The sequence below is a fragment of the Roseburia sp. OF03-24 genome (assembly GCF_003463035.1).
Lineage (GTDB): Bacteria > Bacillota > Clostridia > Lachnospirales > Lachnospiraceae > Roseburia > Roseburia rectibacter.
Genome location: NZ_QSCK01000026.1, coordinates 24,063 through 36,484, shown reverse-complemented (window position 1 = coordinate 36,484; position 12,422 = coordinate 24,063). Strand labels below are relative to the sequence as shown.

Below are 12,422 nucleotides of genomic sequence, written 5' to 3'. Positions count from 1 at the left end.
ATGTGACAGTTTTTTGCTTATAAAAAGCTTTGGAACAGGACGGAGGAGCAAATATGAATCAGAAAAGCCTGGCAATTATCACTGCGCGTGGGGGAAGCAAGCGGATTCCGCGTAAGAATATCAAGGACTTTTGTGGAAAGCCGATTATGGCATATTCGATTGAGGCGGCACTTGAAGCAGGATGCTTTGATACGGTCATGGTGTCGACCGATGATGAAGAAATAGCGCAGATTGCAAAAAAATATGGTGCGGAAGTGCCTTTTTTGCGGAGCGAGCGCACAGCGGGAGATTTTGCAACAACAGCGGATGTACTGATGGAGGTGTTCGAGGAATACGAAAAGCGTGGAGAGAAGTTTGACCATGCGGCGTGCATCTATCCAACAGCACCGTTTGTAACAGCACAGAAGTTAAAGGCCGGAATGTCACTGTTACAGGAGAAGCAGGGGACGATGCTGATGCCTGTTGTGGCATTTTCGTTTCCACCGCAGCGCGGTGTTGTAAAAAAAGGTGAATTTCTTGAGTTCTGCTACCCGCAGTACCGCAACAGCCGTTCGCAGGATCTAGAGACGATGTACCATGACTGTGGACAGTTTTACTGCTATGATGTAGAGAAATACAGAAACGTCAGAGGACAGATTGACACCGGAATCATTCCATATATCGTATCGGAACTGGAAGTGCAGGACATTGATAACGAGACAGATTGGAAATTGGCAGAAATGAAATACCGGATGATGAAAGGGGAATAAGGTGGCAGATCATAAGGTTTCAGTTATGAAACTATTATTTTTTGAGTGGCATTCTTTTATGAATAAGGGAATCGAGCGGGGGTTGAAGGAACTGGAAATCCCGTATGATACATTTTTTTATCAGTTTAACGACTGGGAAAAGGATGATGCTTTTTTAGAGCAGTTTCGAGCTTATTTAAAGGCGGGAACTTATACGGACGTGCTGTCGGTCAATTTTTCGCCATTGATTTCGATGTTGTGTGAGGAACTTGGAATCGTATATACGGCATGGGTATATGATTCGCCACTTCACATTCGAAATCTGGAGAGCCTTAAGAATTCCTGCAACCGGATTTTCTTTTTTGACAGGGGACAGGCAGAGGAACACCACAAAAATGGAGTCAATGCGATGCATCTGCCGCTTGCGGTGGATACGGAGGTCTTTCGTATTAATGCATCGAAACGGGAAAAAGAAGAATATCGGACGGATATCTCTTTAGTTGGAAAACTTTACCAGACAGAGTATGCATATTTTACGGCACCGTTGCAGGGCTATACAAAGGGGTATCTGGAAGGAATCGTAAATGCACAGGGCAAAGTGTACGGCGGTTATCTGATACCGGAATTAATTACGGATGAACTGTTGGCACAGATGAATGCCGATTATGCAAATGTGGCAACGGACGGTTTCTCGATGGGCAGAAGAGAGCTTGAATTTATGCTTGCTTGTGAGACGACCGGGCGGGAACGTTATATGGCATTAGCACTTTTATCTGCACATTATCCGGTGGATTTGTACTCAACGGATGTGGATAAGCGGTTGGAAAAAGTGCGATACCGTGGATATGCGGACTATTATTCCCAGATGCCGCTTGCGTTTTCCCAAAGCAAAATCAACCTGAATATCTCGCTCAAGACCATCCGTACCGGAATACCGCTTCGTGTCATTGACGTGCTTGGCTGCGGCGGATTTGTGCTCTCTAATTATCAGGAAGAACTTTTTGAGTATTTTAACGTCGGAGAAGAGTTAGTCGTATATGAGAATATAGAGGACTTGTTTTATAAGGCAAAATATTATCTCGAACATGAGGACGAGAGAAAACAAATTGCACTTGCGGGATTTGAGCGCGTGAAGAGGGACTTTACGTTTCGGGAACGACTTGAAAAAATGTATCCCAAAAACTAAAATTTTATGAAACAAATTTTAAGAAGAGGAAAAGAATGGAACTTTCAGAACAGTTGGCCAGACAATTATTGGAATCTATTGAAAACGGATTTATAAACGAGACGACGATAGCAAAATTTCGATATTGGCATCTGGATGCGGTCATGAACATGACAAAATATATGGAACATGGCAGAGAAACCTTTTGGGAAATTAAATCCTATCTGGAACAGATGAATATTGAAAGACTTCGAAAACAGGAAAAAATAATTGTTGGTTTTATTACGTCATCGTCTCAGGACTGGATCGGAGATGAACTATACTGGCTGTTAGAAAAATCAGAAAAGTTTGAACCGTATATTTTTGTGATGGCAACATATTTAAATGGCAGGGGGAACCCTTTAAAAAGGGATTATTGTGAGACCGTAAGTTTCTTTCAAAAACGTGGATTGCGGGTAAAACAGACCTTTGATGTGGGGACAGAGCATTTATACACATGGGATGAGATAGGGATGAAACCGCAGCTGTGCATTTGGCTGACACCTTGGGCAGACGGTTTTAAAGAACATTTTCATTTGTTATATTATTCACTGGATACCATTCATGCGTATATCCCATATGGTTTTATGATAGCAGGAAGTGAAGACGGAAGGTTTATTGAGGCACAGTATAACCAGCTAATACATAATATTGCTTGGAAAATTTTTGAAGAAAATAAAATTGCAGTAGAATTGGCAGGCAGGTATTCTTTTGTAGGAAACAGAAATACCGTTTATCTTGGATATCCCAAAATGGATAGTTTTTATGGAGAGCGTGAAAATTGTACAATTTGGGACGAATTGAAAGAAAAGATTGGAAATCCAAATGCAAAATGTGTGATTTATGCACCACATCATACACTTGATAAAGACAAAGAACCTGTGTGCTTTTCGACTTTTGCGCAGAATGGGAAAAAGATGTTGGATTTTGCACGTAAATATCAAAAAGATATAGTGTGGGTGTTTAAACCACATCCGACGTTGAAAACGAAAGCGGTGTTGGCTGGAATATTCAAGGATGATAGCGAATGGGAAGATTATATAAAACAATGGGAAGATTTGGAGAATGCAGCTTATGTGAATGATGGAATGTATCAGGATTTGATGTGTAAGTCAGATGCAATGATATTGGATAGCATATCTTTTTTAGCTGAGTACATGTATACGAGTCACCCGATGTTATTTTTGAAGAGAAAAGAACAGCGCTTTAATGAGTTCGGGAAACTGGTAGTGGAACAGTTATATCAGGCAGAGGGAAATGATTTTGCGGCAATAGACGAATTCATTCAAAAAGTAGTTTTGAATGAAAACGACGAACAGTTCGAGAAGAGAAAAAAATTTTTTCTTGAAAACCTTGATTATAAAAATATGAATTATAAAAACGCAAATGCAGCACAAAGTATATATTGTGAAATAGAGAACACGTTTGGCACAAAGGAAAAATGACAGAATGAAAAAGACGGTGGAACAATTAGAAGCTTACAGGATAGTAAGGCAGGAATTACAGAATACACTAAGTGGTGATGCAAAAAAAGATTGCCAGATCTATAAAGATCTATGGTATTTGGATTTTATGGAGAAGGGTGGAATTATTTCTGAAGATGGAGGATTTTTGACGGACTCAGAAGAATTGATTAAGAAGGTAAAAACAATATATCAGAATGACAGTATGACTGCGTGGTGGACAAAACAAAAGAATTGGACTGTAAAGAATGGTGTAAATGGTTTCCTTGATGAACAAATAAAGAAATGGTTAGAGGAGATGTATTTACCTTATATCGATGAAACACAGATTGTAGGAGATTTGGCCTGTGCAAGTGGGCAATGGAGTTTCCTGATAGCAAAGAAAGCAAAACAAGTATATGCATTTGATTATTCAAAGAGTATGATAGATTTTGCAAAAGATAAAGCTGAAAAGTTGAATATTAATAATATAGAATTTGTGCAGGCAGATGCTATAACATTAAAATTTGATCGGCAATATGATAATTTCATGATGTTAGGATTGCTGACTTGTATAAATAATGAGGAAGAGGCGGAACATATTATACGGAATGTATATGAAGTTTTAAAACCAGGGGCAAGATTAATTGTCAGAGATAGTCTTACTAAAACTGATTACAGAGAGATTTTTTTATATAATTTTATCAGTGGATATCAGGCAGTTTACAGAAATGTGGAGTGCTACAGAGAGTTATTTGTAAGATGCGGTTTTGAAATCGAATCAGAAATTGCATTAAAAGAAGAAGTTACGGATGGAATTGAATATGTAAATTATGGTGCAATATTAAAGAAAGTATGATTAAGATGTCACAAGAAGGTAGGAAATTTTATGCAGGTAATAAAATATGCGTTTCAGCAGCATGGTGATGACAGGGGAATGCTGGTCGCACTGGAAGAATATAAAGATATTCCGTTTGAAATTAAACGTGTTTACTATATGTATGATACGAAAAAAGATGTACATAGAGGGTTTCATGCACATAAGTCGCTGGAACAAATTTTAATCTGTATCCATGGTTCCTGTAAGGTACTGTTGGATAACGGAACGGAAAAGAAGATTGTCTCGCTGGAAAAACCATATGAAGGTTTGTATATTGCAAATAACATGTGGCGTGAAATGTATGACTTTTCTGAGGATGCAGTCCTAATGGTGCTGGCATCAGAATACTATAAGGAAGAAGACTATATCAGAGATTACAATGAATTCCTGCGGATGGTCGGGGTAGAGAAATAAGATGAAAATTCCATTTGTATCATTTGAACCGATGCACCGGGAAGTAGATGCAGAACTGAAAAATGCACTCCTCTCGGTATATGAATCTGGCTGGTTTATTCGTGGCGAGCGGGTAACGCAGTTTGAACAGGAATTTGCGGCATATTGTGGCACAAAATATTGTATTGGATGTGGAAATGGACTTGATGCTCTTTTTCTGGTATTAAAGGCATATGGAATTGGTGCAGGTGATGAGGTAATTGTACCATCACACACGTTTATTGCAACGGCACTTGCAGTGACATATGCTGGGGCATATCCTGTTTTTGTGGAACCGGATATGGAAAGTTATACGTTAAATCCGGCACGGATAGAAAAGGCAGTTACACCATATACAAAGGCAATCATTGCTGTGCAGTTATATGGGCAGGCAGCCGATATGGATGCAATTAATGCAATCGCAAAAAAGCATGGGCTGAAGGTGATTGAGGACGCAGCGCAGGCACATGGTGCCCTATATAAAAATAAAAGAATTGGAAATCTTGCGGATGCTGCAGGTTTTAGTTTCTATCCGGGGAAAAATCTTGGTGCATTTGGGGATGGTGGTGCTGTTGTGACATCTGACAAAGAGCTTGCGGATAAAGTACGTGCACTGGCAAATTATGGATCGGACTATAAGTATCATCATATCTATCAGGGAAATAATTCTCGACTGGATGAGATACAGGCTGCAGTACTTTCTATAAAATTAAAAAATCTGGATCGATGGAATGAAAACCGCCGGAAGACTGCACAGAAATATTTAACGGAAATAAAAAATGAAAAGCTGATTCTGCCAGTCGAAATGCCGTACAATTCCCACGTATGGCATATTTTTGCGGTTCGTACAAAGGAGCGGGACAGGCTGGAAACATATCTGAACGAGAATGGGATTGGGACAACCATTCATTATCCAACTGCGATACACAGACAGAAGGCATACGAGAATCTTGGACTGCTGGAGGGAAGTTATCCGCTTGCGGAAGAGATTGCAGCAACAGAGCTTAGTATACCGATGTATTATGGAATGACCGGAGAACAGATTAAGTATGTAATTGACACATTGAACCGCTGGAGATAAACGGAGGAAGTATGGAACCATTAGTAACAGTATTGATAAGCAGCTATAATCAGGGAGCGTATATTTCAGAATGTCTGAACAGTGTTTTAAATCAATCTTATAAAAATTTACAGGTTATTGTGGTGGATGATGGCTCGCAAGATGATACATTGGAAATTCTTCAATCCTGTGAAGATGAGAGAGTGACTGCTTTAACAACAGAAAAGAATACGGCATTTCGCCTGTATGAAATAGCGGAAAAAGAAATACAGGGAAAGTATGTAGCAGAACTTGCATCAGATGATCGATGGACGTTGGATAAAATAAAAAAACAGGTTGATTTTCTTGAAAGTCATGGAAGTATTGGAGCGGTGTTTTCATGGTGTGAAGTTTTAACTCCGGATTTAAATGAGAAAGAGCGGCTAGAAAAGATATTTAATGTTCAGAACAGGGAAATGCATGAATGGTTTCGTGAACTGATTGTTGAGGGCAATAAATTTAACAATCCGTCCGTCATGTTCCGGACAGAAGTGTTTCAGAAATATGGTGGCTATCGATTTCAATACAGACAGTTACAGGATCTGGAATTGTGGCTTAGGATGCTGCCCAATGAAACTATTTATGTTATGCCGGAAAAACTGACATATTATATGTGGCATCCTCAGGATAAAGTTGGGAATATTAGTGCAGCCACAGTGGATAATATGGTACGGCTGGATACAGAAATGTCTTATATTCTTTTTGATGTTTTCAGGAATACAGATGGAGATTTTTTTAATCGTTCCTTTTCAAGAGAATTGGAAGGGGATATGTCACTGGAAAATGAGGATATCGTATGCAAAAAATTTTTAATATTGGCATGCTTTAACTCATCGGTTTTTCAGGATGCGGCAATTTTGTTTTACCATGAATGTATCAGGGAAGACGGCATATTGGATGTTCTTGAACAAAAATATGGATTTTCAAGAGAGGATTTCTGGAAATATGAAGGGGAAAAGGGCAGTGTTCATGATATGATGACGTACAGGGAACTGGCTGTAAAATGGAGAGAAACTTATTACAACAATCAGAAGTAACAAGGAAGTAAGTTTGATGGGGGATATACAAAAATATACAAGTGACTATGACTGCATGGATGATCCGGCAAATCGGTTTGAAACGGAGTATCAGGTGGTTTACCGCAGGAAAAAAGTGTTGGAAGAACTAAAACGCTATCAACATGACACGATTTTGGAAGTCGGCTGTGGATTGGATTCGTATGTAAATTATATAACAGAATTTAAAAAGGCTGTGGTTGTGGAACCGAGTCCTAAATTTGCAGAAAAGGCAAAAAATGAGCTTGATAAAAATGGGAGAGTTACTGTCATTTGCAGTACTCTTGAGAAGGCAGTAAAGATGCTGGAACATCAGACATTTGATTTTATTATTGTCAGCGGTTTGCTGAATGAAATCGAGGAGCCGGTAGATTTTCTTAAGTCGATAAAGAGATTATGTAAAAATTGTCATACGGTTATTCATGTAAATGTAGCTAATGCAGATTCTGTCCATAGACTTTGGGCGGTAGAAATGGGTTTGATCAAGAATCCATGTGAAGCATCTGAGCGCAACAAGAAATTCCAGCAGACAACGGTATTTCAGATGGAAAGTTTAAAGCAGACAATTCTGGAATCTGCGGAAGAAGGAGCTATAGAAATACTGGATATGGGGAGTTATTTTTTGAAGCCATTTTCACACAAACAGATGATGCAGTGTATTGAACTGGGAATTCTTACGGAAACGTTGATAGATGGACTAGATAAAATGGTGAAGTATTTTCCTGAGTATGGTTCTGAAATATATATAAATTATCGGATAAGATAAGTGTGCATAGATTGTCAATGTACTTCAAAATATATTTTTGGAAAAATTAAAAGAAAGATGAGAACGGGAGATAGTACGTAGGTTATGCGGGTAAAAGAGAAAATAGAAAATATTGATTATAATGAGACAAAAGAATTTTTTAAAAACAGGGCTGGTAACTTTAAAACAGATAATCCATATGCAGTAACGATGTATCAGGATCATAATGAAAAGCTGGTAAGGGAACGAAATAAAAAGGAAGTGCAGAAATTAAAGCCCTTGCTGGAACTGAGTGAACAATCCAGAATATTGGACGTTGGATGTGGAATTGGAAGATGGGGAGATGCGATTTCGGAGAAAATAGAAGAATATTGTGGACTGGATTTTAGCAGTGATTTGATAAAAATTGCGAAAAGCAGAACCGAGAAATCAAATTATTTCTTCTACGAAAGCGAAGTGACAGAAATAGAAAAGGTTTTGGCAAAAAATAAAAAGAAAAATTATAATACGGTACTGTTGATGGGAATATTAATGTACATAAATGATGAAGACATGGGGATTTTCCTTGAACAGTTGGAGCATCAATGTATGGAGCAAACAAGAATATGCATCCGGGAGCCAATTGGAGTGGGGGAGCGTCTTACGCTAAAAGATTTTTTCTCAGAAGATTTAAATGATAATTATAATGCAATTTATCGGACAAGAGACGAACTGGTTCATTTCTTTGAGGAAGAATTATTTCAGAAAGGTTTTCAGATTGAGCAGGAAGGTTTTTTATTTCAGGAACAGGGTTTGAACAATCGTACGGAAACAACACAATATTATTTTATTCTGCAACGATAGCGTGCTTGAAAGAAAAATATTTGAAAGATACGGGGGGAAAAGACATGTATTCTGAAAAAATTGGAATTATTGGTGGCTTTGGGGCTTATGCCGGACTAGATTTTTACAAGAGACTTTTAGAATGTTTTTCAACTGGAAATGAACGAGACTATCCACATGTAATTATGGATAATAATTTTACGATGCCGAGTCGAACGAGAGCATTGCTATATGATGAATGTGTGGATGAGATAGTAAAGGATATTGCAGATTCTGTCAGATTGATGCTTTCAAATGAAGTGGACAAAATTGTTTTGGTATGTGGTACAGCTCATTATTTCCTTGAACAAGTATACGAACTGCTTCCAGAAGCAAGGGAACATATTGTAGATATCATTGATTGTCTGGGAGAACGGTTACAAAAGGAAGGGATTACAGAATGTTTTGTAATTGCTGCAGAAGGGGCACTGAAAAAAGAACTTTATAAGAAAAGATTGAAAGAATATGGCGTGAAATGTATTGTGCCGGAAGAAGATGAGTATGGACAGATTCGTTGTTTTATTGAAGCAGTAAAAAGGCATTCACTAGAGGAGGACACAGTGGCGCAGTTCCTGAGTTTTTTGAAAAAATACGATTGCCATCATATAGTTCTTGGATGCACGGAATTTCCGGTTCTCGTAGATTATATAAAAAATATTAGAAAGAAAGAATTAGAGCCATATTTTTTTTATGACCCATTAGAGGAAGTAATTATTAACTTAAAGAGAGACTTACGGTAAAACGAACAGTAGGAGAAAGGGTATGAGAGAGTGTGTATTTTTATTTAATCTGGATGCAATAGTGCAAGATAAAAACAGCAAAAAAAATTCTAGTATATTGGAGTTTATCAACGATAATGCGCAACACTGTTATTTTAAGCAAGATTGCATAGACGAAAATTGGAAAAAAATGGTTGTTGCAATCGGCAATTCTGAATCTGACATTGCAATGATGGAAAAGGCAGATATTAGAATTGGATATGGCGGAATAAAAGAAGTTATGCCTGAGATACTTTCAACTGTCGATTATGCAATTTATGAAGAAAAAAAATTGGTAGAATTTCTGGAACGATTATTGCAGGAAGAAAAAATGATATTATCAAGGACTGTGATAATAAGTTGTGCTGGAATGGGTAACCGCCTTGGATTGGGAACAACGAAGGCATTATTGGAGGTGGATGGAAAAACGTTGATTGTGAGACATCTAGAACAACTACAGGAAGAAAAAGATGTTCGTATTGTAGTAGGATATCAGGCATCTTCTATGATAGAAGCAGTGTTAAAGTGTAGAAGTGATGTGACATTTGTATTTAATCATGAGTATCAGAATACTGGAACAGGTGCAAGTGTTGCGCTTGCAGCAAAATATGCAAATGAATATGTGCTGTCGTTGGATGGAGATTTGATTGTCCATCCTGAAGATATGAAAAAAATATTGGCATGTCAGGGCGAGTTTGTGGGGGGCGTTGTGACAGAGTCAGATGATCCTTGGATGCTTCAGACTTATATGCAGGAAGGTACGGAATATGTTCGTGCTTTTGAAAAAAATAATGGAAATTATGAGTGGAATGGAGTAGCACAGGTAAAGAGTGAAAGATTGCGTGACGGGTCGGGGCATGTTTTTCAATTAATAGAACCGCATCTTCCGATACCTTTTATGTTGTTAAGAACACGGGAGATTGACACGCAAAATGATTACGAAGTGGCACAAAAGTGGGTGAAAAATGGATTCTGTTAAAGAAAATTATAAAAATGTTTTTTCTACGAAATTTTCAATAAAATGTTATACAGAAGAACAGGAAGAAAACTGGGATTCTTTTGTAAAAAAGAAAAGCATGAATGGAACATTTCTGCAGACAAGAAAATTTATTAATTATCATCCAAAGGATAGATTTAAAGATTGTTCTCTGATGATTTATAAGGGAAATACGTTGACTGCCTGTGTTTTAGGGTGCGAATGGATAGAAGAGGGGGAAAAAGTGTTTTTCTCACATAAGGGAACAACGTTTGGTGGGATTGTAATTGGAAAGCAGATATATAATGCTACAAGTATCAACGAACTTATGGACTGTATGGAAGACTATTTGCGGGAGCAGCAATTCGATAAGATTTATCTGAAAATGACGCCGGCGGTTTTTGAACGGGAAAATACGGATTTGTTGGATTATTTCCTATATCAGAAGGGGTATGAACAATATACCGAGTTGAATTATTATATGCACCTTAACCGCTATCGGGAAAATATTCTTTCACAGTTTTCAGCGGGGAAAAGGCGTGATTACAGATATGCATTAAAAAACAATCTTATATTTGAAAAACTTGAAACAAAAGAGCAAATTATGCAATTTTATGATGTCCTGCAAATAAACCTGAACAAACTTGGGCTAAAAAGTGTACATTCCTATGAGGATTTGATTGACTTAAAATATAACAGATTTGTACAGGAAATAGAGTTCTATGGCGTTTTTCTGGAGAAGAAAATGATTGCCGGAAGCATGGTATTCCTTTTTGATGGCAGAATTATGCACACACAGTATCTGTCCTCAGATGAACAGTACCAGAAGCTTTTTCCGATGGATTTTCTAATTTACCATCTGATAGAATGTGCGGTCGAAAAACAGCTTGAACTGTTTACCTTTGGAATCTGTACCGAGAATCAGGGAAGATACTTAAACTTTGGATTGTCGAGGTTTAAGGAGGGGTTTGGAACGGAATTCTGTCTGAATAAATCATTTGAAAAGCGGCTGTTACCCTCATGAGTGTTCTGAGATGGCGGATACAATATAGTTTGTCAGATGGCGTGCACCTTCAAAGTTTAAATGAGTCAAATCCTGATAGAAATCTGGATTATGCGAAATATCCGTCAAATTTTTCAAATCGCAAAACATAAAGTTTGCGTAGTTTTCCTGAAATGAAGAGACAATGTTTTCAAAGTAAGGTTTCCAAAGCTGATTTACAGTATGTTCTGTTTCCTCCACAACATAATATTTTGGCAGCAGAACACCAATGACCTTGATATTAGGATTGATGCAGTATACCAGGTGGAGAAATTCTGCAAAATTTGAGATCTGAAACTGGATGGTTGGTTCATACACATGCCGTTGAATGGATGAAAAAACGGGAGTGGATGGAGATAAATATGCAGCAATTGCATCTTGGTGAAGTGTGGTGTCAGGGCGCATCAGCTTTCGGTATTCATTGTGGTATTCCTGAACATCCGGGCAGTGTATCTGTGGAAAAAGAGTCAGAAAGCGCTGGAACGCAGAAGTATCAGAACGGAGTGCAAAAATCTCTGTCAGGCAGTGATTGATGTCGTCAACACTTTGCGAGTGGTAATAGTCGTGGCGATTTTCACAGAAGAAACCATTTGCAGTGAGATAATTTTGACATTCGTTCGTTAAAATAGTGCCAAAATTGAAATAGGTATAGTCAAACATATCGAAAATGATATACTTTGTATGACAGATAGCGTTATATGATTCTTCAGCAAGAGCAGATAAAATTTTGGTGTTAAAATAAATATCCTGCGAACTGGAACAAAAATTTAGGGCATTGCCTGGCAGTAAGTCTTCGAGAATACCTGCTTGACCGTGTGAAATGCCGAAAATCATGCCATCCAGAGGGGCAGTACAACTCCTGATAATCTGTTGATATTGTTTAATCGGAAGTTTGTGTAGATAGAGCTGGTAAATGTCCAATATCTGCGAAGAATCAATACCTAAAATGGATAAAAACTGCCGGATGACAGCTTGTATCTGAAATTTTGAAGTCATGAGACAGATGGTCAGATTAGTTGTCTGAAAAAGTGAAAAATGAGTCTGGATATAGTCTGTGACAGCAGGTATTGTATCACAGGGGATCCATGCGAGAATTTCGATATCATCGCAAATAGACTCTTTTAATAAGTTTTCATAAAAGGATTGGTAAAAAATAATTAGTTTTTCCATAGATAAACTGTCCCCCTGCCATTAAAAAGT

13 protein-coding genes are annotated in these 12,422 nt (G+C 37.9%); 12 read left to right on the top strand and 1 reads right to left on the bottom strand.

What is annotated here, in order from left to right:
* Window positions 1–53 precede the first annotated feature (53 nt).
* The 12 genes from pseF to DXA60_RS13365 all read left to right on the top strand — a co-directional run bounded on the left by pseF (window position 54) and on the right by DXA60_RS13365 (window position 11,204).
* Complete coding sequence (pseF, locus tag DXA60_RS13420) at window positions 54–749, top strand: pseudaminic acid cytidylyltransferase (protein ID WP_199536230.1); 696 nt, start codon at window positions 54–56, stop codon at window positions 747–749.
* Between the two features lies 1 nt (window position 750).
* Window positions 751–1,914 carry a CgeB family protein gene (locus DXA60_RS13415; RefSeq protein WP_243006889.1) on the top strand — a complete coding sequence of 388 codons (1,164 nt, stop codon included), beginning with the start codon at window positions 751–753 and terminating at the stop codon, window positions 1,912–1,914.
* A gap of 35 nt (window positions 1,915–1,949) precedes the next feature.
* A complete protein-coding gene (locus DXA60_RS13410; RefSeq protein WP_117921902.1) occupies window positions 1,950–3,377 on the top strand; it encodes a CDP-glycerol glycerophosphotransferase family protein in 1,428 nt (475 codons plus the stop codon).
* 4 nt (window positions 3,378–3,381) lie between these two features.
* Window positions 3,382–4,233 (top strand): methyltransferase domain-containing protein, encoded by an 852-nt coding sequence (locus tag DXA60_RS13405; protein WP_147345397.1) that lies wholly within the window; start codon window positions 3,382–3,384, stop codon window positions 4,231–4,233.
* 30 nt (window positions 4,234–4,263) lie between these two features.
* On the top strand, window positions 4,264–4,668 hold the full coding sequence (locus DXA60_RS13400) for a sugar 3,4-ketoisomerase (protein WP_117921900.1): 405 nt from the start codon (window positions 4,264–4,266) through the stop codon (window positions 4,666–4,668).
* Between the two features lies 1 nt (window position 4,669).
* Window positions 4,670–5,767 (top strand): DegT/DnrJ/EryC1/StrS family aminotransferase, encoded by a 1,098-nt coding sequence (locus tag DXA60_RS13395; protein ID WP_117921899.1) that lies wholly within the window; start codon window positions 4,670–4,672, stop codon window positions 5,765–5,767.
* 11 nt (window positions 5,768–5,778) lie between these two features.
* Complete coding sequence (locus tag DXA60_RS13390) at window positions 5,779–6,822, top strand: glycosyltransferase (protein ID WP_006857345.1); 1,044 nt, start codon at window positions 5,779–5,781, stop codon at window positions 6,820–6,822.
* Window positions 6,823–6,838: 16 nt separating this feature from the next.
* On the top strand, window positions 6,839–7,606 hold the full coding sequence (locus tag DXA60_RS13385) for a class I SAM-dependent methyltransferase (RefSeq protein ID WP_117921898.1): 768 nt from the start codon (window positions 6,839–6,841) through the stop codon (window positions 7,604–7,606).
* Window positions 7,607–7,690: 84 nt separating this feature from the next.
* Complete coding sequence (locus tag DXA60_RS13380; protein WP_117921897.1) at window positions 7,691–8,428, top strand: class I SAM-dependent methyltransferase; 738 nt, start codon at window positions 7,691–7,693, stop codon at window positions 8,426–8,428.
* A 5-nt stretch (window positions 8,429–8,433) separates the two neighbouring features.
* Complete coding sequence (locus DXA60_RS13375; protein WP_147345396.1) at window positions 8,434–9,186, top strand: aspartate/glutamate racemase family protein; 753 nt, start codon at window positions 8,434–8,436, stop codon at window positions 9,184–9,186.
* 22 nt (window positions 9,187–9,208) lie between these two features.
* Entirely contained in the window at window positions 9,209–10,183 is a 975-nt protein-coding gene (locus DXA60_RS13370) for an NTP transferase domain-containing protein (RefSeq protein ID WP_243006888.1), read from the top strand.
* Window positions 10,170–11,204, top strand: a complete 1,035-nt coding sequence (locus DXA60_RS13365) for a GNAT family N-acetyltransferase (RefSeq protein ID WP_117921895.1) — start codon at window positions 10,170–10,172, stop codon at window positions 11,202–11,204. Before DXA60_RS13370 ends, DXA60_RS13365 begins: the two co-directional genes overlap by 14 nt.
* Here the strand turns inward: DXA60_RS13365 and DXA60_RS13360 are convergent.
* Window positions 11,199–12,392, bottom strand: a complete 1,194-nt coding sequence (locus tag DXA60_RS13360; protein ID WP_117921894.1) for a hypothetical protein — start codon at window positions 12,390–12,392, stop codon at window positions 11,199–11,201. The two genes, DXA60_RS13365 and DXA60_RS13360, sit on opposite strands and share 6 nt — an antisense overlap.
* Window positions 12,393–12,422 lie beyond the last annotated feature (30 nt).